Source organism: Vagococcus allomyrinae (assembly GCF_017829975.1).
Classification (GTDB): Bacteria; Bacillota; Bacilli; order Lactobacillales; family Vagococcaceae; genus Vagococcus_D; species Vagococcus_D allomyrinae.
In genome coordinates this window covers 88524-111800 of the sequence record NZ_JAEEGA010000016.1, presented here as the reverse complement: position 1 = coordinate 111800, position 23277 = coordinate 88524, and the positions used below count along the sequence as shown (strand labels likewise).

Sequence of the window (23277 nt, the reverse complement as noted above, 5' to 3'; positions counted from 1 at the left end):
CACTTTGTTAACTCTTACTCAGCAGCCACGTAAGCCCATTTATAATCGTAGTGAGCCCCTGCGCCATGAATCGCCACATCTTTGATGGTGCTTCTGCGCATATGTGCTTCAGCATTTTGGTAAATTGGGACAACTCCCATATCACCCATAATCAATTTTTCAGCTTCAACCATATTTTGGAAACGTTCTGCTGGTTTAGCAGCATTAGTGGTCGCAGCTTCTTCTAATTTAGCATCGTATTCTTTGTTTGAGAATTGGCCACGGTTATAAGAATTGCCTGTAACAAACAAGTCTAAGAAACTACTTGGATCTGCATAATCGGCAGACCAACCGCCAAGAACAATATCAAAATCGCCTTTATTACTGCGATCGATTCTAACAGATAGTGGAACTGGCGCTACAGATACTTTCAAACCAGGTAAGGTTTCTTCTAAGCTACCTTGAGCAAATTCAACATTTTTCTTGGAGAAATCTGAATCTGATGATAAGATTTCAATTTCAATTTTATCTTTACCTAATTCTTTTTTAGCTTTTTCCCAATGTTCCAAGGCTTTTTCTTTGTTAAATTCCAAGTGTTCGCCAGACTCTTCGGCAAAATCTTTGCCACCATCAGGGTCTTTTGTCATCTCAGCTGGTACTAAACCTGTTGCTGCAACAGAGCCATCCCCTAGAATTTTTGTTACCAATGACTCACGATCAAGCGCGTAAGATATGGCTTTACGTAGGTCTTCATTATGGAAGATCGAGTCTTTGTCACGTTGGTTCATTTCAAAGTAATAAACGCCCGCTTGTTTCTCAATCACTAATTCTGGATCATCGGCCATTTGTTGTGCCAATTCACCTGTCAAACGAACATCGTCTGCTTGACCATCTTCATACAAATTAAGCGCTGTTGAGCTTTCTTTAACTACTTTAGCGGTAATTTTATCTAGCTTAACCGTATCTTTATCCCAATATTGGTCATTTTTTACATACGTCCAGTCTTGGTCTGTTCCAGGTCCATCAAATTCAGTTAAGATGAAAGGACCGTTATAAACAGCTTTTTCACTTGTTGTGGCAAATTCTTTGCCGTATTTTTCAACTGTTGCTTGATGTTGTGGGAAATACGTTGTGAACGTCAGTAAACGATCAAAGTAAGGTGTTGGTTTTTCTAAAGTGATTTCCAACTCGTAATCCCCAACTGCTTTAATGCCTAATTCTGATTTATCCTTATCGCCAGCGGTAATTGCTTCAGCATTTTTAACTGCTCCATGTAAGTAAGAATATTCCGATTGCGTCTCAGGGTCAACCACACGTTGCCAACCGTATACATAATCTTTGGCCGTTACAGGATCGCCATTAGACCACTTCGCATCTTCACGTAATTTTAATTTGTAAGTCAACCCATCTTCACTGACCTCAGCCATTTCCGTTGCACCAGCTGGTTGTGGTTCGCTATTTTCGTCTAAACGATAAAGGCCTTCATAAACGTTGTTTAAGACTAAAGCTCCGACAACGTCGGTGTTCAACGCCAAGTCAGCAGAACTCATTTCTTGATCCACAATCGTATTAAAGACTTGTTCTTTTGCTAATTCTGAACTAGCACCGCTCTCTTTCGATCCATCTGTGCTTTCTTTGTCACCGCTACCGCAAGCAACCAGTGTTAATGCCGCGACAGTTACTAAACCTGCATACATCATTTTTTTCAATTTCATAACATTTCCCCCTTTTGAATGTTAAAAATACATTAAAATATTTACGAACTAATTAGTATAATATAATCTTTCTCACTAAAATGCAATAAAAATGTGCCGAAAAATTACAATACGCCCCTTTTATAAGCATTTACAGCTATCATTGATTCACAAAGAAGAAAAGAAACGAAATAGGAGAAATCCTATTTCGTTTCTAAATTGAATCAATTATTAACGTTCTTCAGAGGTTACACCAACTGAAACCCATGAATTAAATTGGTCTTGATGCCAATCCCAGTTAGTCACACGGCTACTAATTGGCATTGTTTCGTTACGGAACAATGTTGGAATAACAAAAGCTTGCTCATGAGCATACTCTTGCCACTCATCAAAGGCTTTTTTACGGAAGTCCGCATCAAATGAATCTTTAGAATTAATGTTTTTCAGCAACTTATCATTCTCTTCAGAAGCAAATCGAGAATAGTTAAAGATGGCCGTTCTACCATATAGACCTGCTGGATTCGGATCAGTTCCTGTACTCCAAGCCCCTTGATACACATCAACTTCAGGATCATCATTTTCCAATTTATCATAAAACGCTTGGAAATCAATTAAGCGTCCTGTTGTTAATTCAACATTCAAACCGATGTCTTTCCATTCTTGCATGTAGTACTCTGCTAACGGTTGAGCCGTTTCGCCACCTGACATAGAGGCAAATTTAATCACTAATGGCTTGCCATCTTTGTCTTCTACAAAACCATCATCATCTGTATCTTTAAAGCCAGCATCAGCTAATAATTTTTTAGCCTTTTCTTTATCTTGGGTATAACCTTCCATCTTATCATTGTGGAACGTTTTGAAAACAGGCGGAATCAGTGATGTTGCATTTGAACGCAAGCCATTGTAGAATTTCTCTCCTACTTGATCATTGTTAACTGCATAGCCCATTGCTTGACGCAAGCTGACATCTGCCATTTTAGCATTTTCATCCATCTTAACTTCATTAGCTTCCTTGTCCCATGTACCAAGTTTAAAGCCAAGGTAAGTATAAGACATTTGTTCACGACCTAAGATTTCATAGTCTTTTAAATCTTTGTAAGTCGGATAAGTATCTGTTGGCATAGAATAAACCATATCATACTTCTTAGACTTTAACGCTTCTACAATTGATTCTGCTGGAACAGAGTTAAATGTAATTTTATCTAAGTTTGGCTTGTCACCATAGTAGTACTCATTTGGCACATACTCAACAGATTCACCGGCAACAATTTTATTCATTTTATAAGGACCAAAGGTAACTGGATTCTTACGAACAGCGTCCGATGATTCTAAATCCTTTACAGGAATGTCTTTTAAGACATGTTTTGGTGCGGCATAACTCCAAACACCACCACCTGCTTGTAGCATAGTTGGACTCACTTCTTTATAATCAATGGTAACTGTCTTGTCGTCTACTCGTTTTATCCCGGAAATAGTATCAGCTTTCCCATCATGATACTCATCCATCCCAACAACGTTGATAAAGGTATCATCATAACGAATCCCCGTATAATCTTTATGTCCGATGATTTCATAAGAATAAATGATATCATCGACTGTTAGAGCTTCCCCATCTGACCACTTCACATCTTTTTGAAGTGTTAAAGTTACTTGTTTTTTATCCTGATCCAATTCCATTTTAACTGGGCCATCATCAGTAATAACAAAATCCGCGTCTGTCGTAAATAGAGTTTCATGGGATGGTTTCATAAAATAGTCATCATAAGCATCTTGATATAGCTCCCATAAAAATAGTCCCTTGAACTGAGTGTCTGTCACAACAGCTACCTCTAAATCGCCACCCTCAATCGGTTTATCCGTATTAGAGGTCACAATCGGGAATTTCGACACATCTTCAGTTGCGGTTTCTTTGTTCTCTTTGCTTTTGCCATCCTCTTTACTACCGCCACCACAAGCCGCCAGTGTTAAAGCCGCTGCTACAGTAAGAGTAATCAAGCCTAACGTTTTTTTCTTCTTCATACTAATTTCGTCCCCCTTAGAACAATTTTAAAAAACATCAACATAAAAATAAAAATAGGTTCTCTAGCTATAATATTATCTTAATTCTCACCATATTGCAATCATTTTGTCGCGCTACTGTTATATTCGACACAAGAAAGCGCTTGGAAAACGAATAAATATCGCTTTCAGAAAAATAACAAGGAATTATCTTCATTTCATGAGAATTTAGTTAGAATTTACAAAAAAAAGAGACTTAGAAAATCTAAGTCTCTTTCATTACAATTTAATTAACGTTTTTCAGCAGTAACTCCTACGTTAGCAAAATAACTGAATTCATTTTGACTCCAGTCCCAGCCAGTTACACGATCGTGTACAGGCAATACTTCACTTCTGTATAGAGTTGGAATAACAAAAGCTTCTTCTGCAGCATAAGCTTGCCACTCGTCAAAGGCTTTTTTACGGAACTCTGGATCAAATGAGTCAGAAGAATCGATCGCTTTTAATAATTTGTCATTCTCTTCCGCAGCAAAACGCCCGTGGTTAAAGAATGAGTTGCGGCCATATAAACCTGTTGGTGATGGATCGTTCCCTGTTCCCCAAGCCCCTTGGAAAACATCAACTTCCGGATCATCATTTTTCAATTTATCATAAAAGGCTTGGAAATCAATTAAACGTCCTGTTGATAATTCAACGTTTAAACCGATATCTTTCCACTCTTGCATGTAGTATTCAGCAAGAGGTTGAGCCGTTTCGCCACCTGACATTGAAGCGAATTTGATGACTAATGGTTTACCTTCTTTGTCTTCGACAAATCCATCACCATCCGTATCTTTAAACCCAGCATCCGCTAATAGTTTTTTAGCTTTTTCTTTATCTTGTGTGTAACCTTTTACTTCTGTGTTATGCAGTGATTTAAAGACTGGTGGAATCAAGGTTGTGGCATTTGAACGTAGGCCATTGTAGAATTTTTCGCCTACTTGGTCATTGTTAACCGCATATCCCATTGCCTGACGTAAGTTTTTGTCCGCCATTTTAGCCTTGTCATCTGGAATAACTTCGCCTTTTTCTTCATCCCATTTACCTAATTTGAAGCCTAAGTAAGTATAAGACAATTCTTCACGACCAAGATTAGTATAGCCTTCTAAATCCTTATAAGTTGAATAAGTATCTGTTGGTATTTTAAGCGCAATGTCATATTTTTTAGCTTTAAGTGCTTCAACAATTGAAGCTGATGGCACTGCTGATAAGATGACTTTGTCCAATTTAGGTTTGTCACCATAGTAGTACTCATTTGGCACATACTCAACTGATTCGCCAGCCACGATTTTATTCATGACATATGGTCCAAAAGTTACTGGATTTTTACGGACGGCATCAGAAGAAGCCAAATCTTTAACTGGAATATCTTTTAAGACATGTTTAGGTGCGGCATAGCTCCAAACACCACCACCTGCTTGTTGCATGCTTGGGTTCATTTCTTTGTAATCGATGGTAATGGTTTTATCATCGACTTTTTTGATCCCTGAAATCGTGTCAGATTTACCATCATGGAAGTCTTCCATGCCTACAATATTGGTAAAGGTATTGTCATAACGCACGCCTGTATAGTCCTTGTTACCGATAATTTCATAAGGATAGATTAGATCTTCCACAGTAACTTTTTCACCATCAGACCAAACCAAGTCTTTTTGTAGCGTTAATTTAGCTTGTTTTTTTTCAAGGTCTAAATCAAGGGCAACTGGACCATCATTGGTAATCACAAAATCTTCGTCAGTTGTAAACAAAGACTCATGAGAAGGCAGCATGAATTGAGCATCATAATTATCCTCATACAATTCCCATAGGAATAACCCTTGGAATTGAGTGTCCATGGTTACCGCTACGTCTAACGTACCGCCTTCAATGGCTTCTTTGTCATTGCTGACAGCGATTGGAAACTTAGAAACATCCTCGGTTACCGTTTCTTTGTTTTCACTTTTTTTCTTGTCACCACCGCCACATGCGGCTAAGGTAACGGCTGCGGCTGCTAAAGTAACGTAGCCTAAAACTTTTTTCTTATTCATTGTGCGTGTATTTCCCCCTTTTAAATCTTACCCTAGTCGTTGTCGAGCATCTGCCGAACGCTTCAGTGCTTGACCGACATAGTTTATGCTAAGCATCATTACTAAAATAAGAATGGATGCTGGAAGCCAAATCCATGTTTTGTTTGATAAAACGTCGCCACTTGACGCGTAGGCAATTAAAGTTCCCAAACTCGGAACATTTGAAGGCAACCCAAAACCTAAGAAGGTCAGCGTTGTTTCAATCCCAATATTAGCAGCAAAGTTCATCGTTAAGTTGGTAATAATCAGAGAACTTAAGTTGGGCATAATTTCTCTAAACATAATTTTCAGGTCGCTAGTCCCCATCGTTTTAGAGGCGCTGACATAATCACGACGTCCCTCTGACAAGGTTTTACTTCTAAAGAGACGAGCTTTTCCTACCCAATAAAAGGCACTCATGATCCAAATAAAAGACCAAGCATTGTATTTAGGAATGATCGTAACAAACACGATAATGATCATTTGAATCGGTAAGATCATCACAAAATCGACAATCCGCATCAAAATATTATCGATGATGCCGCCATAGTACCCGGAGATAATTCCAAGTCCAACACCGATGATAGAGGTGATAATCGTAATAGCAAACCCGATCATAATCGAGTTACGCGCCCCAATAAAGAGTTGACCAAACACATCACGGCCCCCTTCGTCTGCTCCTAGGATAAATGTTTTACCTGTATCGGAATTAACCGTACCCGGCTCAGCATATTTATCAAAAATGCTCACTCGCATAACCGTATCTTGATCAATCACAAAAGAACCAATAAAGACACTTACTAATATAATAAGTAGCAACGCCAATGAAAACATGGCTAATTTATCTTTTTTAAATTCCCGCATAATCATGCGGATTCCCATTGGTGGGATACTTTCAGTTACAACTGCATTGTTTACTTCTTCGCTCATGGTTATCCATCCTTTCCTTAACTTGATTTTTTATTGAATACGAATTCTTGGGTCAACAATACTCATGATGATATCTGATAACAGCGTCCCAATAAGCGTCGCAATTCCTAAAATCAAAATTAAGGCTGTAATAACGGTATAATCCCGTTGAAGGATTGAATCAATAAATAGTTTACCAATTCCAGGATAGGCAAAGATTTTTTCAATAACGATTGAACCACTGATTAGACCCGTAATTTCATAACCTAATTGTGAAGCAATTGGCAATGAAGCGTTTCTGAAAATATGTCCTGTGTAAACACGGTTGGTTGGCACCCCTTTTGAGCGAGCTGTTCTCACATAATCCAGTGACTGGGAATCAATAACTTCACTACGTAAATATTGAATCGTGACGGCCGTCGCTAAGACAGCTTGCGATATCCCCGGCAAAATAATGTGATACAACTTATCCCAATAATAGGCCAATGTCCCCGGTTCAACCCCACTGGAAACGGACCCCGTTGTGGGAAACCAGCCTAAACGGTAACCAAAAATAAAGAGCATCAATAAAGCAAAGATAAAGACTGGCACCGCGAAACTGAAGAAGTTATACACGACAACTGTTTTATCCAACAATGAATTTTGGTAACGACCTGAATACAACCCTAAAGGTAGCGCAATTAGATAGGTTAAAATAACTGTAAAGATCGACAACCAAATCGTATTTAAAGCCCGGCCACCAATAATAGTTGACACCGGCAACTTGTATAAGAAACTACTACCAAAGTCCCCTTGTAAGGCGTTGCCAATCCAACGGAAGTACTGTGTGTACCACGGATCATTAAGTCCTGCTGCCTCACGCATCCGCTCGATGACTGCTGGGTCCATATTGGGATTAATTAAACCAGTAAAGGGATCCCCCGGCATGGCTTTAGCTAAAATAAAGATAAAGACACTTAAAATAATTACTTGAGGAATCATTAAAATAACCCGTCTTAGTATTGTTTTCCACATAACTAGATTCCCTCACTTTCAAGATGTAATAACGCGGCTTGGTGCGATGCTGTCAATTGTTTTAAATCGTAAACACGGCCGTTGTTATCGTAATACTCTTTTTGAAGTGTTTGGAATTCCCGTTCTACGGCACGGCGACTCTCTTTGTGTGCTTCACGATTGTCCACATCGATTTTAGGGATGGCAGACAGTAATCGCTTCGTATAAATATGCTGCGGATTATTGTAAATGTCTTCCCGTGACCCTATTTCCACAAAACGACCTTTGTGCATAATAGCTAAATTATCACACATATGTTTAACAACCCCAAGATCATGAGAAATAAACAAGTAGCTTAACCCAAATTGTTCTTGAATGTGCTTCATAAAATTCAACACTTGAGCTTGAACGGATAAATCCAGTGCTGATACTGGCTCATCTGCCACAATTAGTTTAGGATTCGTGGCCACTGCGCGAGCAACCCCAATCCGTTGGCGTTGTCCACCAGAAAATTCATGAGGGTATTTATAGAGGGCATCATTGGGCATGCCGACGATGTCTAACATCTCTTGAACCTTACGCTTTTCCTCTTGATCGGACAGTCGTTCAAAATTCCGAATAGGTTCTGCAATAATGTCAACCACCCGTTTTTTCGGGTTTAAACTGGACATAGCATCCTGAAAAATCATCTGGACTTCTTTATTATAGCCAATTGATTTTCTAGTGCTTGACTTGGTAATGTCGTGTCCCTCATAAATAATCTGACCAGAGGTTACCTTTTCCAACCCGACAATCGCCTTACCAGTCGTTGATTTACCAGAACCAGACTCACCAACTAGCCCATAAGTTTTACCTTTTTCAATGACAAAATCAACGCCATCAACTGCGTAAACATAATCCGTTACTCGATTAAAAAAGCCACTGCGTATAGGATAGTGAACTTTCAGATCTTTTATTGTAATCAATTCCCCCATTACACTTCACCTTTCTCATCTTTAAAATGAAAATGCTTGTAGCATGTACAACGAACGAAATGCCCTGGTGAAATTTCATGTAACACTGGGTTTTCTTCATGGTCCTCTTCAGGAATCCAATTAATTCGCGGCGCAAAACGACAGCCTTTTCTCGGTAAATTCTTCAATGATGGCACAATGCCTTCAATCACATGAAGGTCCTTATCCATCGAATCTTCTTGTGGAATTGAATTTAGCAATGAACGTGTGTATGGATGAGTTGGATTTTCAAATAATTCCTTGGCAGTTGCTTGCTCAACAATTTGCCCAGCATACATAACTGCCACCCGGTCAGCCATTTCAGCCACAACGGCTAAATCATGGGTAATTAAAATAATACCTGCTTGAGTTTCCGCTTGGAGATCTGTCAACAGATCCAAGATTTGCGCTTGAATCGTCACATCCAGTGCCGTCGTTGGCTCATCAGCGATGATAATCGGCGGTTTACAAGAGATGGCAATCGCGATAATCACCCGTTGTCTCATGCCTCCTGATAATTCATGAGGATACTGCCTAGCCACGCGCGGGCCATTCTTAATCCCAACTTGGTCTAATAATTCTAATACACGAGCTTCTTTTTGTTCTTTGGTAAAATCGGTATGGTAAGACAAACTTTCAGCAATTTGATCGCCAATCCTCATTAGCGGGTTTAAAGCTGACAAAGGATCCTGAAAAATCATGCCAATATCATTTCCGCGGATTTGATTGTACAACGTTTCGTTAAACTCCAATAAGTTTAAATCTTTATAAATAACTTCCCCTGTAATTCTAGTGTTGTTAGGATTATGCAGACCCATAATCGTTGTTGCTAGTGTGCTTTTGCCACTTCCCGATTCCCCCACTATTGCCAGAATTTCGTTTTTCCCTAATGTAATCGACACATCGTCAACCGCATCATAGAAATCATCTTTAATTCGAAACCCTGTGTGTAAATCATGGATGTCTAATAATTGCTCCTCAACATTCAATAGGATACCCCTCTCTCTCTTCTTTTCCTGCTGTCACATAGAAAAGAATTACCTGCTTCTTTATCCCAAAATACCCAAAAAAAAAAGCTCGAAAATCAAGTATTTCAATTTTCTATGTGTATTCTTTTTGATATTTAATAATTATACTTAAAATAATGCTTTATTTCAATCATTTCGCCGTTTTAACAAACTTCTCTTAAAAAGCCTGTCACTATCACCTTAAATATAAGAAAAACCACAGAAAATCATTAGAGCGATCTAATAATCATCTGTGACTTTATTATTGGTGACTTGATATGTAATCAACAGCAGCTCCGACAGTTTCGATTTTTTCTGCGTCTTCATCGGAAATTTCAGTGCCAAATTCATCTTCTAATTCCAGAACAAATTCCATGATACTAATTGAATCTGCACCTAGGTCATCTTTAATGTTTAATGTTTCAACCACTTTGTCTTCTTCAACGTCAAAGTGCTTGGTGATAATTAAGCGAACTTTTTGTAATACTTCTTCTTTAGTCACGTACGTTCACCTCCCGACTATTACAAACTCTTTACAAATATCTCACTATCATTCTACTGATTTATCCAAGTTTTGTCTATTCTTTTTTTCTTAAGAGGCAACAAAGCTTGATTTAATCCTCTTTGTCACTGGCCTTTTCTTCAAAATAAGCCACTAAGTCATCGATCACATGACTTTCCAACATATCATGGATTTGACGAATCGTATAACTGACAGCTTCAGGACCGGTCGACCCATGGGTCTTAATGACGGGCGCTTTTAAGCCGAATAACACGGCCCCACCATGAGAGGAATAATCCAATTCTTTTTTCATTCCTCGCAAGGCATCTTTTAACAGAACTGCCCCGAGCTTTCCTTTAAGGCCCGCTCCTAAGATTGACGCTTTGAGGACATCCATCAAAGCCATGGCCGTGCCTTCTGTTGATTTTAACACGGCATTCCCTGTAAACCCGTCGGTGACGATTACGTCAGCCGCACCTGTCAACAAGTCCCGAGCTTCCACATTACCGATAAAGTTCAAGCTTTTTTCCGCTGCCAACAGCTCATAAGAGGCCTTCGTCAACTCGCTACCTTTAGTTGCTTCAGAGCCATTATTTAACAAGCCTACCGTTGGATTTTCAATCTGACGGACATTTTTAGCGTAATAACTGGCTAAAATCGCATACTGTAAAATATGTTCCGGTTTATTATCTGCATTTGCACCCATGTCAATAAAATCAAAGCCACCATCAGGATTTCCCATAACTGGCATGGTGGTCATTAAACCTGGTCGTTCAATATTTTTGATTCGACCGATAATAAACAAGCCTGCGGCTAACAAGGCTCCCGTATTTCCTGCAGAAAAAATGGCGTCTGCTTCACCGTCTTTGACCGCTTTCGCTGCTAAAACCATGGAGGCTGCTTTTTTGCGGCGAATCGCCTTCACAGGTTCATCGTCGCTGTTGATTTTCTCATCGGTGTGGATGATTTTGATATTGGTGTCGTTTGTTACGTATTTTCTTATTTCAGATTCTTTGCCGTATAATTGAAATTCGATTGATGGGTAGTTCTTTTGAGCTAACATAATCCCTTCAACTATTGCTTGAGGGGCATTGTCGCCACCCATGGCATCCACAGCAATTCTCATAGTAATCCTCCTCATTTATGGTAAAAGGCTGCCGTAGCAAGCACCTTTACTCACTCCTGCTGGTCACAGACCACCAGGTAAATTGAAAGAAATCAGTTCTTTTCCAATTTCTAATGAATAGTATAGCATATAACCTCCGAAATATTACCATTTTCATGTCGAAAAAAACAAGGTTAACGAGATCTTAATGCCAGTCCTCGCCAAATAACTGCTTACCGATCCTTATCGACAAACAGCTATTTCATCAGCTTAAACTAACAATGTAAAGAGCATTTGATCCTGATTTAAATCAATAAAGCTCGGATCAAATTGAGCTACCCGTTCCTTTAAGGCTTGACTGTCATTTTTATCTGCCAATAAAACACCGATAACCACGGGGCCACTGCCGCGATTGACTTTTTTAGTGTATTCAAACTTAGTAATATCATCGTTTGGTCCGAGAATATCCGTTACAAACTCACGCAATGCTCCTGGACGTTGCGGAAAATTGATCAAAAAGTAATGTTTTAGTCCTTCGTATATCAGTGAGCGCTCATCAATTTCCTGCATGCGATTGATGTCATTATTACCGCCGCTCACAATACAAATAACTGTTTTGCCTTTTATTTCTGCCTGATGATCTGCTAAGGCCGCAATGCTCAAGGCACCTGCCGGCTCCGCAACAATCGCCTGTCTGGTATACAATTCGAGAATCGTTGAACACACTAGCCCCTCTTCGACATCAATCACCTGATCAACGTACGCTTGAACGTGAGCCAAGGTTTTCTCGCCAGCCTTTTTAACTGCTGCGCCATCCACAAAGGAATCGACTTTTTTCAATTCGATGGCATGTCCCACTCGCAAAGCTTCCGCCATCGAACGGGCGCCCTTTGGCTCAACGCCGATGATTTTCGTTTGAGGACTGACAGCTTTGACATAGCTGGAGACACCGCTGATCAAGCCACCACCACCGATCGCCGCAAACACCATGTCGGCCTGGCCATCTAAATCTTCCAGCATTTCCACAGCCAAACTGCCTTGACCTGCTATGACATCTTTATCATTAAAAGGATCAATAAAGGTTTGATTGTGTTCTTCGCCATACTGACGTGAGGCTTTTGCCGAAGCATCAAAGGTGTCACCCACCAATTGAATGGTGACATACTCACCTCCAAAAAACTTCACTTGGGAGATTTTTTGATTAGGGGTTGTGGTCGGCATAAAAATAGTGGCATTGACCTTCATGGCTTGGCACGTATAAGCAACCCCTTGAGCGTGATTTCCAGCGCTAGCGCAGACGACCCCATTGGCTAATTGTTTTTCCGTTAATTGACTAATGGCGTAATAAGCACCACGTAGTTTAAATGAACGAACCCGCTGTAAATCTTCCCGCTTCAAATAAACATTGCACTGATATTTTTGCGACAAATACTCGTCATGCTGCAGCGGCGTCCGTCGCACAACCTTTTTTAAGACATCGTGGGCCGCCTCAACCTCTTCTTTCGTAACTAAGTCTGCTTCCATCCTATCTAACCTTCTTTTTCTGGCAATTTTTAAAATAAAGCCGAGACAAACTCGTCTCGGCTAACACACTTTATGCGTCTTTTTTAACAAACGGCATCATTTTACGTAATTCAGCCCCAACTTTTTCAATTTGGTGACCTTCCTGTTCTTTACGCAACGCTTTAAATTTAGCAAAGTCATTTTTATTATCATCGATAAACCCTTTGGCAAAATTGCCATTTTGAATATCCGTTAAAACATCCTTCATGTGGGCTTTGGTTTCAGAGGTAACCACACGTGGGCCTGATACATAGTCGCCATATTCAGCTGTATTAGAGATAGAATTGCGCATTTTGGCCATGCCACCCTCATACATTAAATCAACAATTAGTTTTAATTCATGCAAGACTTCAAAGTAGGCAATCTCCGGTTGGTAACCAGCTTCGACTAATGTTTCAAAACCGGCTTGCACCAAGTGAGTCGTACCTCCACAAAGGACGGCTTGCTCCCCGAATAAATCTGTTTCTGTCTCTTCTTTAAAGGTTGTTTCAAGGACCCCAACACGTGTGGCGCCAATGCCTTTAGCATATGACATGGCAACATCTGTCGCTTTGCCTGTAGCATCCTGGTAAACAGCGAATAATGCTGGTACCGCAAAACCTTCCACGAAGGTACGACGAACTAAATGTCCAGGACCCTTAGGTGCTACTAAGAAGACATCCACATCAGCTGGCGGTTGGATCACATCAAAGTGAATGTTAAAACCATGAGCAAAGGCTAAGGCATTGCCAGCTTCCAGATTAGGGGCAATTTCATTTTCGTATAAAGCACCTTGAATTTCATCTGGCGCTAAAATCATCACGACATCCGCTTTCTTAGCTGCTTCTGCCACTGGAAAAACCTCAAAGCCATCATTGCGAGCGGCTTCTGCTGATTTCCCTTCACGAATCCCGATAATCACTTGATTGCCGTTATCTCGTAAGTTTTGCGCATGAGCATGTCCTTGTGAACCATAGCCAATAATCGCCACTGTTTTACCTGCTAATTCGTTGTTTGTCACTGAATCTTCATAATATACTTTTGCCATGTTGTTTTTCCTCCGTTAGATCTCGTCCGGGATTTCCTCTGACTGCTCTTATTGATCATTCAAAAGATCAGTTGAGGCTTTCAGCCTTGCCGAGTTGTTTTTTTATTTTATTAGATTTAGTCATCGATAATGGAAGCTAAATCGTGTTCCTACTATTAATAATTTCTTATTTAGAGCCGCGAGTAAAGCCGGTTACGCCGGTCCGCGCTAATTGTTGAATGCCGTAAGAACGGATCACATCAACGAAAGCGTCAATTTTCTCACTAGTACCAGTCACTTGAATGATCAACGACTTGGTGCCAACGTCAATCACATTGCCACGAAAAGGCTCGATTAAGGTGAAAATTTCCGAGCGTGTAGTGGCATTAGCACTCACTTTAACTAAAGCTAATTCCCGTTCGATATGGGGATCATCCGTGATATCAGAGACTTTGACCACATCGATTTGTTTATTTAATTGCTTGATAATCTGCTCAATCTCTTCATTGGAATCAACTTGTACCACGATCGAAATACGAGAGATTTTTTTATCCTCAGTCGGGCCCACCGAAATACTGTCAATGTTAAATTGGCGACGAGTTAAAACGCCACTGATGCGGTTTAAAATTCCAGAGTTGTTGTTCACTAAGGCAATAATTAAGCGTTTCATCTACTCCACCCCTAACATTTGATAATTGGCTTTGCCTGTTGGTACCATTGGTAAGACATGTTCTGTTGCGGAAATATCAATATCGATCAAAGCTGGGCCTGGCACTGCGAACAATGCTCGTAGATCCTCAGCCAAGGTGTCGGGATTGGTTAACTTAATCCCTTTAATGTGATAAGCTTCAGCCATTTTAACAAAATCAGGTTGACTCATAAAGACTGACTCAGAGCGGCGGCCCTCATAAAAACTTTCTTGCCACTGGCGAACCATTCCCAGTGAATGGTTATTAAGAATGACCACTTTTAAATCAATGCCATAATCATTTAAAATCCCCAATTCCTGATTGCTCATCTGGAAACCACCATCGCCGACGAAGAGAACGACCTCTCTGTCAGGACAACCTAATTTGGCGCCAATGGCGGCTGGGATGCCATAGCCCATCGTCCCTAGACCACCACTGGTAACCAGCTGATGGACATTCTTATAGGGGTAATATTGAGCAGCCCACATCTGATGTTGTCCCACGTCTGTCACCACAATCGCCTCACCATCGGTTAACTCACCGATGATTTCAATGACTCGTTGCGGTTTAATTTCTTCCCGATTATCACGATCGTAGCGGAAAGGATGGCGTTTTTTATGGGACATGTTTTGTTTTAACCACTCCTCATTTTCCGGTTGGCTAATCGATTGAGATAAGGCGTCTTTTAAGACTTCTTTAATATCCCCGACAATCGGCACTTGAGTCTCAATGACTTTGCCAATTTCAGCAGGGTCAACGTCAATATGGACAATGGTCGCATTTGGGGCAAACTCACTTGGCAGACTAGCTAAGCGATCATCAAAGCGAGAGCCCATATTAATCAGCAAATCGCAATCCGTAATCGCCATATTAGCAGCAAATGAGCCGTGCATCCCGCCCATTCCTAGAAACAGGGGATGCTCAGTTGGAACAGCGCCAAGGCCCAGTAAAGTACTCAATGTCGGCAATTGATATCTTTCAATAAAGGTTAACACTTCAGCGTGAGCTTCACTATGAACCACCCCGGCACCAATTAAGACAATCGGCTTTTTAGCTTTTTCCAAAGCTTTCAGCATCTTGGTTACTTGTAAGGTATTCGGATAGACCGTTGGTTGATAACTTGGCAGACAAACAGCATCATCATAAGTTGACTCAGTTCCCATGGCCGCGATATCCTTAGGCAAGTCAATCACCACTGGCCCTTTACGCCCAGTATTAGCAATATGAAAAGCTTCATTAATCACCCGGGGAATATCTTTGACGTCCCGAACTTGATAATTATATTTGGTAATCGGCATGGTAATTCCCAAGACGTCCGCCTCTTGAAAGGCATCCTTCCCAATCCCTGGCATGCCCACCTGTCCAGTAAAGACCACTAGTGGAATTGAATCACTCATGGCATCGGCAATTCCCGTAATAACGTTGGTAGCCCCTGGTCCACTCGTAACGACGACCACACCTGGTTTGCCGGTTGCTTTAGCATAGCCTTCCGCAGCATGAACCGCTCCTTGTTCATGCCGCACCAGAATGTGGCGAATCTCGCCTTTATACAATGTGTCATACAAAGGGAGAACTGCTCCACCTGGGTAGCCAAAAATCAATTCAACTTCCTGCTTCTGTAACGACTCGACTAACAACTCCGAGCCACTTTTAAGCTGACATTCTTTTTCTCCCATGATTTCACCTCTTTTAATAGTTTAGGTTGCTTGCGTTCTATCGCTTTTTTGTTTAATCCAGTAAATCCTCAGGAATCTTTAACACAGCTCCAGTATTAGCTGATGTTACTAAGGCAGTGTATCTAGCAAGATAGCCTTTTTTCACTTTTGCTTTAAATTTAGGCACAGATTTTTTCCGCTCTTCCAAAACTTCGTCTGAAACCTCAACATTTAATGTGCGGTTGGTTAAATCTATTTCAATGATGTCGCCATCGTTGATTAAACCGATTGGCCCACCAGCTGCGGCTTCTGGCGAAATATGCCCAATGGCAATGCCTCGAGTAGCTCCTGAGAAACGACCATCAGTGATCAGCGCCACTTCTTTCCCTAAACCACGGCCGACAATATTCGACGTTGGTTCCAGCATTTCCGGCATTCCCGGTCCACCTTTTGGTCCTTCATAGCGAATAACCACCACATGGCCTTTGGTTACCCGGTGATCGTCAATCGCTTCAACGGCTTCATCATGGGTACTAAAACAAATCGCTTTTCCGCGGAAAACTTTGATCGATGGGTCAACGCCACCCACTTTAATCACGGCTCCGTCTGGTGCGATATTGCCGTAAAGAATTGACAAACCACCAACTGGGCTGTATGGATTTTCCTTTGGATGAATGACTTCCGTATTTTTAATCACAGCAGCTTGGACATTTTCACGAATGGTTTTACCAGTGACCGTAATCCGATCGGGATGAATCGCATCGCCTAAATCCACCAGCTCTTTCATAATAGCTGGCACACCGCCGGCCTCATGAACATCGTGCATCGAGTATGAAGAAGATGGCGCAATTTTAGATAAATAAGGCACACGCTTGGCAATTTCATTGACTCGTGCCAAATCGTAATCAATTTCCGCTTCATGAGCAATCGCTAAAGTATGCAGTACCGTGTTAGTTGAACCACCCATGGCCATATCTAAGGCAAAGGCATCATCAATGGCTTCTTTTGTCACGATATCTCTTGGTTTAATGTCTTTTTTAACGAGATCCATCAAGTGGAATGCAGATTTACGAACCAACTCACGACGTTCTTCCGATACCGCTAAAATGGTCCCATTTCCTGGCAAAGCCAACCCCATCACTTCCATCAAACAGTTCATTGAATTGGCTGTAAACATCCCAGCACAAGAACCACAAGTTGGACAGGCATTTTGTTCCATAAATAAAAAGTCTTCTTTGGTCATTTTGCCTTGTTTATAAGTCCCGACCGCTTCAAACATATCAGACAACGTGGCAGCTCGACCATGTGGGTCAATCCCCGCTTTCATCGGGCCCCCTGAACAGAAAATCCCTGGCACGTTCGTCCGCATGGCCGCTAATAACATCCCTGGCGTGATTTTGTCACAGTTGGGAATATAGAAAACACCGTCGAACCAATGAGCGTTAATCACCGTTTCAGCTGCATCCGCAATGACCTCACGACTTGGGAGCGAATAACGCATGCCGATATGTCCCATGGCAATCCCATCATCAACACCAATTGTATTAAACTCAAAGGGAATTCCCCCAGCTTCACGAATCGCCTCTTTTGCCACATCAGCTAGCTCACGTAAATGGACATGACCTGGGACAATATCAATATAAGAGTTACAGATTGCGATAAACGGTTTGTTCATGTCTTTCGCATTCTTTACCTGACCTGTGGCATATAATAAACTTCTGGCTGGTGCTGCTTCAATACCTTTTTTGATTGTATCACTACGCATATTGATTTCTCCCCTTTTTTTGTGTTTGTTGTTAATCATTGTTTTGGCTTGCCATCATCGGGTTGATTAATGTGACCATGTCCTAAATTTCTAAGTGCTGAAGCTCTAGGAATTAAGGCTCTGCGCATAATTGATTTCTCCCCTTTTTTGTGTTAGTTGTTAATCATTGTTTTGGCTTGCCATTTAAGTGCTGGGTATCAGGGCTCTGCTCAACATCTATTCACTTCGTCCCTTCGGTCCTTATTCATAGTGTTTCACAGCAAAAACACCCCATCTTGCTTTGATTAACAAAATGGGGTGTTTGGCAAGCGTCCCATTTCACTAATGCAAACAGGACTAAAACGACTGCAAAATTTTTGCGGTTGTTCTAAGCCCAGTTGATTAATAAAATAATGACTAGTTGCTTGCCTGATTTATTCATGAGATAGTTCTCCTCTTTATCTGCTGATGATTTGCTTTTTCTACCATCATTAGAATTTGATTAACTTTTAGTGTTATGTTCTAATATATACTTCATGAAACTAAAAGTCAATCAAAAATTGAAATTATCTGACAATTTAATAAAATAATGGGTTAGGCTAGTCGGTCTGCTTAATCACTGGGTCTGTCTCTGTCCCTTTCCACGGCTCTTTAAGCTATGGTTCATTCTGTTTTCAGATTTCTTTATCATCTTGTTCTCATCTTGCGTTATGACCAGTAGCTGGGGATTGTGGCTTCATATGCAGTTATGCGCGGTTCATCAGCTAAGGTTACGGCAATGTCGTCTAACCCGTTAATTAGTTTGTTTTTCCACATAGGATCAATCTCAAAATGATAAGTGCCAACACTGGCTTGAACTTCTTGTGCGGGCAAGTCGATGATGATGTCTTCTGATGCTGCAATGGCTGCCAGTTTTTCGCGAGCCTCAGCGGGTAACACAATGGGTAAGAGACCATTTTTGATGGCGTTCATGTAAAAGATGTCACTGTAACTGCCAGCGATGACCACTCTAAAACGATAGTCCATAATCGCCCAGGCTGCATGTTCCCGTGAGGAACCACAACCGAAATTATCACCCGTTACTAAGATCGTCGCCTTTTGACGATCTGCTTGGTTCAGGATAAACGCTGGATTATCTGAGCCATCTGCCAGAAAACGCCATTCGTCAAAAAGATGTTTACCAAATCCGGTTTTCTCAATTCGCTTTAGAAAGGATTTAGGAATAATCTGGTCTGTATCTATATTGTCATTCATCAGCGGGACTGTCTGACCTTGATGTATCTTAATTGCTTCCATTTAACCACTCACCCTCTCTTATATCTGTAAATGTGCCCACAATTGCGGCTGCCGCAGCCATAGCTGGGCTACATAGATGTGTTCGAGCACCTTTTCCTTGTCTGCCTTCAAAATTCCGATTGGAGGTTGACGCACAGTGAACGCCGTCTGGCACTTGGTCTGGGTTCATTCCTAAACACATGGAGCACCCTGGCTCCCGCCATTCAAAACCGGCTTCAATGAAGATTTTATCTAAGCCCATTTTTTCAGCAGCTTGACGAACAGGTCGTGAACCTGGGACAACCAAGCCCGTGATGCCGGCTTTAATTTTTTTACCTTTAACAATACTAGCTGCTTCTTCCAAATCTGATAGGCGACCATTGGTACAGGAACCGATAAAGACGTAGCCCAAGGGAATATCTGACGCTTTTTGTCCTGGTTTTAAGTCCATATAAGCATAAGCTCGCTCGTCGTTAATGTCCTTAACTTCTGGAAAGGCTGAGGTAATTGGCACACCCATCTCGGGGTTAGTCCCCCAAGTAATTTGTGGCACCAGTTGACTGGCATCCAATTCAATTAACCGGTCAAATTCAGCGTCTTCATCTGTGTATAGTGTCCGCCAATCTGCAATGGCGGCTTCAATGTCTTGTGGCGCATACTGACGACCTCGCACATATTCAAAGGTTGTCTCATCTGGCGCCATCATCCCCATCTTCGCTCCGCCTTCGATTGACATATTACAAATACTCATCCGCTCTTCCATCGTTAGGTTTTCAATGGTATCACCGAAAAATTGGACGCCATAGCCGACGCCGAAGTCCACACCATATGTGGCTATCAAGTTTAAGATAATGTCTTTGGCATAAACCCCTTTTGCTAGCTGACCGGTAATTTTAATGCCCATATTTTTAGGCTTTTGCTGCCAAATACTCTGAGTCGCAAAGACGTGTTCAACTTCACTGGTACCAATCCCAAAAGCGATGGCTCCAAACGCGCCATGGGTGGCTGTATGAGAGTCACCACAGACGATGATCTTCCCAGGTTGGGTTAGACCAGTTTCTGGGCCTACCATATGGACAATCCCTTGACGTTCACTGCCGTTGTCACAAAGCTCGACACCAAACTCTTGACAGTTGCGACGAAGAGCGTCGATTTGGTTTTTAGATACTAGATCAGTAATATTAAAAATATCCTGTGTTGGAATATTGTGATCCATTGTGGCAAAGGTCTTATCGGGGCGTCTTAGTTTCCGCCCTTCCACCCTTAAGCCCTCAAAGGCTTGGGGTGAGGTGACTTCATGAATCAAATGCAAGTCAACATAGATCAATTGCGGTTCACCGAGTTCACCGCTGACCACATGTCGCTCCCAGACTTTATCAAATAATGTTTTTCCCATCGGTACGCCTCTTTTCACTTTTTATACTGCTAGGCAGCTTGAATTTTTTTAATCACGGCTTCGACAAACTCGCTTGTGGAGGTTGTCCCGCCTAAATCGCCGGTTAAAACACCCTCAGCCATCACGGCATAACAGGTTTCTTCAACTTCACTGGCAGGCGCTTCCCAACCAAATGATTCCCGCAGCATCATGGCCATGGATAAAATCATCGAAACTGGATTGGCAATATTTTGACCGGCAATATCTGGTGCTGATCCATGAATCGGTTCATATAAGGATAAACCACCAACGCCATGACTGGCACTTGGTAAAATTCCAAGTGTACCAGGAATGACAGACGCTTCATCGCTTAGAATATCACCAAACAAGTTTTCAGTTATGATCACATCAAAATGTGTCGGCTCTTGAATCAGCTTCATCGCGACGGAATCAACTAAATGATGTTCCAACGTCACATCAGGAAACTCACTGGCGACTTCCTCAGCGATCTTGCGCCACAATTTACTCGTTGCCAGAACATTGGCTTTATCAACTGACGTCACCAGTTTGCGACGCCCTTGAGCAATTTCAAAGCCTTTGCGCAAAATCCGCCGAATTTCTGCTGCTGTATACGTGCAAGTATCTAAGGCATCTTCCTGATTCAGTTCCCGCGGTTCACCGAAATAAATCCCACCTGTCAATTCACGAACGACAACAAAATCGGCCCCTGTGACAATTTCTGGTTTTAAAGGTGAGAGGTGAGCCGTGGCAGTTGGTACGGTCACCGGACGGATATTGGCATAGAGATTTAAAGCTTTGCGTAAAGCCAGAAGACCTTGCTCCGGTCTAACCTCAGCTTCTTCCCACTGAGGGCCACCAATTGCCCCTAATAAAATCCCATCAGCTGCCTGACAAGCTGCTAAAGTAGCTTCTGGTAGTGGATGTCCATGGTTGTCAATCGCTGCGCCACCAAAATCATGTTCCTCTGTCACTAAATCAAGTTGATACTTGTCAGCAATCACTGTCATCACTTGTAACGCACTATTCATAATTTCTTGGCCAATACCATCACCAGGTAAACAAACTATTTTTTTCATACTCACTGTCCTTTTTCCTTAATGTAATTACTTGCTTGAATATACGCCTTGGCCGACGCCTGTAAGACATCAAAGTCAATGCCGACGCCATTGTAAATCCGGCCATCATTTTCAACTGTTACATGAACCTCAGCTTGAGCGTCTTCCCCTTCGGTCACAGATTTAATACTAAAATGATTCAATTTAGGCGACTGCTCCATCAAGCGATCAATCGTGTTATAAATCGCTTGAACACTTCCTGAGCCAATGGCCGAATCACTGAAGATTCCTTCAGCTGTTTCAATTGACACGATTGCACCTTGTTTACCATCTGAGACGTATTGCAACTGCAAACCGTGTAGGCGGTAAGCTTCTTCCCCTTCACTTGATTGCCCAGCAATCAAGGCGTGCAGATCATTTTCCGTCACTTGCTTTTTCTTATCCGCCAAAGCTTTAAATTTCTTAAAGGCCAGATTCATTTCTTCATCTGACAACTGGTAACCTAATTCTTCCATCCGACTAGTAAAGGCATGACGGCCGGACAATTTACCAAGCGGCAAGGAATTCGTCGCCACACCAACTAGTGACGGGGTAATAATTTCATAGGTATCAGGGTTTTTCAAGACACCATCTTGATGGATTCCTGATTCATGAGCGTAAGCATTGGCCCCAATAATCGCTTTATTACGCGGCACCGAGACACCTGACAATTGGCTGACCAAATCACTGGTTCGTTTGGTTTCCGCCAAGACAATATTGGTCTCATGCTGATAAAAATCTTTACGGACATGAAGCGCTAGGGCCACTTCTTCTAAAGCTGTATTCCCCGCCCGCTCACCAATACCATTAATCGTCCCTTCAACACGACGAGCACCGTTTTCAATCGCTGCTAAGGAATTCGCTGTGGCCATCCCCAGATCATCGTGGCAGTGAGGAGAAAAAATAACATTTTCGATGTTTTGGCAATTGTCGATCAAATATTTAAAGATCGCCCCGTATTCCGTCGGGTTTGAGTAGCCGACCGTATCGGGAACATTAATAATAGTTGCACCAGCATCAACAGCTGTTTGAACAGCGGCTAAGAGAAACTCACGCCGCGTGCGTGTGGCATCTTCTGGTGAGAATTGCACCACCTCAAACTTAGTTTTAGCATAGGTCACATGTTCTTTAATGGCTGCCAAGACTTCCTCAGGTGTCTTTTTCAATTTAAATTCCATATGAATGTCACTGGTAGCTAAGAAGAGGTGGAGCTGTGGAAATTTCGCTACTGATAGTGCTTCATAAGCCCGATCGATATCCGGTTTATAACAGCGAGCCAGCCCTACTACCGTGGTCTTTTTCAAGGCTTTAGCAATCGCTTGGACCGCTTCAAAGTCGCCAATGGAAGAATTAGGAAATCCCGCTTCAATCGCGTCAATGCCCCAGTTTTCCAGTTGCTGTGCAATTCGCACCTTTTCTTTTGTATTAAAGTTAACGCCTGGTGTTTGTTCACCGTCTCTTAATGTTGTGTCAAAAAATTGAATTTTCATCATGCCTTCTCCTTTTCATCCTTCATTGATTGTCTGTGATTTTTAGTAATAAAAAAACATCCCATTTCTTGGGATGCTTACCTCAGTCCCAAGTCATGCAAT

Annotated in this window: 18 protein-coding genes; all 18 read right to left on the bottom strand. The window is 41.7% G+C overall.

Going from position 1 to position 23277, the window contains the following annotated elements; all coding sequences use genetic code 11:
• Positions 1-14: 14 nt before the first annotated feature.
• Positions 15-1694, bottom strand: coding sequence for a peptide ABC transporter substrate-binding protein (locus I6N95_RS20765; protein ID WP_209531275.1), 1680 nt, complete (start codon positions 1692-1694; stop codon positions 15-17).
• A 210-nt stretch (positions 1695-1904) separates the two neighbouring features.
• Complete coding sequence (locus tag I6N95_RS20760) at positions 1905-3692, bottom strand: oligopeptide ABC transporter substrate-binding protein (protein ID WP_209531274.1); 1788 nt, start codon at positions 3690-3692, stop codon at positions 1905-1907.
• 269 nt (positions 3693-3961) lie between these two features.
• Positions 3962-5737, bottom strand: a complete 1776-nt coding sequence (locus I6N95_RS20755) for an oligopeptide ABC transporter substrate-binding protein (RefSeq protein WP_209531273.1) — start codon at positions 5735-5737, stop codon at positions 3962-3964.
• Positions 5738-5764: 27 nt separating this feature from the next.
• The gene (locus I6N95_RS20750) at positions 5765-6685 is read right to left on the bottom strand and encodes an ABC transporter permease (protein WP_209531272.1); all 921 of its coding nucleotides are present in this window, start codon (positions 6683-6685) and stop codon (positions 5765-5767) included.
• A 30-nt stretch (positions 6686-6715) separates the two neighbouring features.
• On the bottom strand, positions 6716-7678 hold the full coding sequence (gene opp4B / locus I6N95_RS20745; RefSeq protein WP_209531271.1) for an oligopeptide ABC transporter permease: 963 nt from the start codon (positions 7676-7678) through the stop codon (positions 6716-6718).
• 2 nt (positions 7679-7680) lie between these two features.
• Positions 7681-8631, bottom strand: coding sequence for an ABC transporter ATP-binding protein (locus I6N95_RS20740; protein ID WP_209531270.1), 951 nt, complete (start codon positions 8629-8631; stop codon positions 7681-7683).
• Entirely contained in the window at positions 8631-9638 is a 1008-nt protein-coding gene (locus tag I6N95_RS20735) for an ABC transporter ATP-binding protein (RefSeq protein ID WP_209531269.1), read from the bottom strand. Before I6N95_RS20735 ends, I6N95_RS20740 begins: the two co-directional genes overlap by 1 nt.
• A 280-nt stretch (positions 9639-9918) precedes the next feature.
• Positions 9919-10158 carry an acyl carrier protein gene (gene acpP / locus I6N95_RS20730; protein ID WP_209531268.1) on the bottom strand — a complete coding sequence of 80 codons (240 nt, stop codon included), beginning with the start codon at positions 10156-10158 and terminating at the stop codon, positions 9919-9921.
• A 112-nt stretch (positions 10159-10270) separates the two neighbouring features.
• Positions 10271-11284: a phosphate acyltransferase PlsX gene (gene plsX, locus I6N95_RS20725; RefSeq protein WP_209531267.1), complete on the bottom strand. Its 1014-nt coding sequence runs from the start codon at positions 11282-11284 to the stop codon at positions 10271-10273.
• 249 nt (positions 11285-11533) lie between these two features.
• Positions 11534-12787, bottom strand: coding sequence for a threonine ammonia-lyase IlvA (gene ilvA / locus I6N95_RS20720; RefSeq protein WP_209531266.1), 1254 nt, complete (start codon positions 12785-12787; stop codon positions 11534-11536).
• 70 nt (positions 12788-12857) lie between these two features.
• Entirely contained in the window at positions 12858-13853 is a 996-nt protein-coding gene (ilvC, locus tag I6N95_RS20715) for a ketol-acid reductoisomerase (RefSeq protein ID WP_209531265.1), read from the bottom strand.
• A 166-nt stretch (positions 13854-14019) separates the two neighbouring features.
• Complete coding sequence (gene ilvN, locus I6N95_RS20710; protein WP_209531264.1) at positions 14020-14502, bottom strand: acetolactate synthase small subunit; 483 nt, start codon at positions 14500-14502, stop codon at positions 14020-14022.
• A complete protein-coding gene (gene ilvB, locus I6N95_RS20705) occupies positions 14503-16197 on the bottom strand; it encodes a biosynthetic-type acetolactate synthase large subunit (protein WP_209531263.1) in 1695 nt (564 codons plus the stop codon).
• A gap of 52 nt (positions 16198-16249) precedes the next feature.
• Complete coding sequence (gene ilvD, locus I6N95_RS20700; RefSeq protein WP_209531262.1) at positions 16250-17941, bottom strand: dihydroxy-acid dehydratase; 1692 nt, start codon at positions 17939-17941, stop codon at positions 16250-16252.
• 687 nt (positions 17942-18628) lie between these two features.
• Positions 18629-19216: a 3-isopropylmalate dehydratase small subunit gene (leuD, locus tag I6N95_RS20695; RefSeq protein ID WP_209531261.1), complete on the bottom strand. Its 588-nt coding sequence runs from the start codon at positions 19214-19216 to the stop codon at positions 18629-18631.
• Positions 19203-20591 (bottom strand): 3-isopropylmalate dehydratase large subunit, encoded by a 1389-nt coding sequence (gene leuC / locus I6N95_RS20690; protein ID WP_209531260.1) that lies wholly within the window; start codon positions 20589-20591, stop codon positions 19203-19205. Before leuC ends, leuD begins: the two co-directional genes overlap by 14 nt.
• 29 nt (positions 20592-20620) lie before the next feature.
• Positions 20621-21667, bottom strand: coding sequence for a 3-isopropylmalate dehydrogenase (gene leuB, locus I6N95_RS20685; RefSeq protein WP_209531259.1), 1047 nt, complete (start codon positions 21665-21667; stop codon positions 20621-20623).
• A gap of 2 nt (positions 21668-21669) precedes the next feature.
• Positions 21670-23178, bottom strand: coding sequence for a 2-isopropylmalate synthase (locus I6N95_RS20680; RefSeq protein ID WP_209531258.1), 1509 nt, complete (start codon positions 23176-23178; stop codon positions 21670-21672).
• Positions 23179-23277: the final 99 nt, after the last annotated feature.

Excerpts from the sequence above, each read along its gene's own strand:
- I6N95_RS20765 (WP_209531275.1), bottom strand. The coding sequence starts at position 1,694 with ATGAAATTGAAAAAAATGATGTATGCAGGTTTAGTAACTGTCGCGGCA.
- I6N95_RS20760 (WP_209531274.1), bottom strand. The coding sequence starts at position 3,692 with ATGAAGAAGAAAAAAACGTTAGGCTTGATTACTCTTACTGTAGCAGCG.
- I6N95_RS20755 (WP_209531273.1), bottom strand. The coding sequence starts at position 5,737 with ATGAATAAGAAAAAAGTTTTAGGCTACGTTACTTTAGCAGCCGCAGCC.
- I6N95_RS20750 (WP_209531272.1), bottom strand. The coding sequence starts at position 6,685 with ATGAGCGAAGAAGTAAACAATGCAGTTGTAACTGAAAGTATCCCACCA.
- opp4B (WP_209531271.1), bottom strand. The coding sequence starts at position 7,678 with ATGTGGAAAACAATACTAAGACGGGTTATTTTAATGATTCCTCAAGTA.
- I6N95_RS20740 (WP_209531270.1), bottom strand. The coding sequence starts at position 8,631 with ATGGGGGAATTGATTACAATAAAAGATCTGAAAGTTCACTATCCTATA.
- plsX (WP_209531267.1), bottom strand. The coding sequence starts at position 11,284 with ATGAGAATTGCTGTGGATGCCATGGGTGGCGACAATGCCCCTCAAGCA.
- ilvA (WP_209531266.1), bottom strand. The coding sequence starts at position 12,787 with ATGGAAGCAGACTTAGTTACGAAAGAAGAGGTTGAGGCGGCCCACGAT.
- ilvC (WP_209531265.1), bottom strand. The coding sequence starts at position 13,853 with ATGGCAAAAGTATATTATGAAGATTCAGTGACAAACAACGAATTAGCA.
- ilvN (WP_209531264.1), bottom strand. The coding sequence starts at position 14,502 with ATGAAACGCTTAATTATTGCCTTAGTGAACAACAACTCTGGAATTTTA.
- ilvB (WP_209531263.1), bottom strand. The coding sequence starts at position 16,197 with ATGGGAGAAAAAGAATGTCAGCTTAAAAGTGGCTCGGAGTTGTTAGTC.
- ilvD (WP_209531262.1), bottom strand. The coding sequence starts at position 17,941 with ATGCGTAGTGATACAATCAAAAAAGGTATTGAAGCAGCACCAGCCAGA.
- leuD (WP_209531261.1), bottom strand. The coding sequence starts at position 19,216 with ATGGAAGCAATTAAGATACATCAAGGTCAGACAGTCCCGCTGATGAAT.
- leuC (WP_209531260.1), bottom strand. The coding sequence starts at position 20,591 with ATGGGAAAAACATTATTTGATAAAGTCTGGGAGCGACATGTGGTCAGC.
- leuB (WP_209531259.1), bottom strand. The coding sequence starts at position 21,667 with ATGAAAAAAATAGTTTGTTTACCTGGTGATGGTATTGGCCAAGAAATT.
- I6N95_RS20680 (WP_209531258.1), bottom strand. The coding sequence starts at position 23,178 with ATGATGAAAATTCAATTTTTTGACACAACATTAAGAGACGGTGAACAA.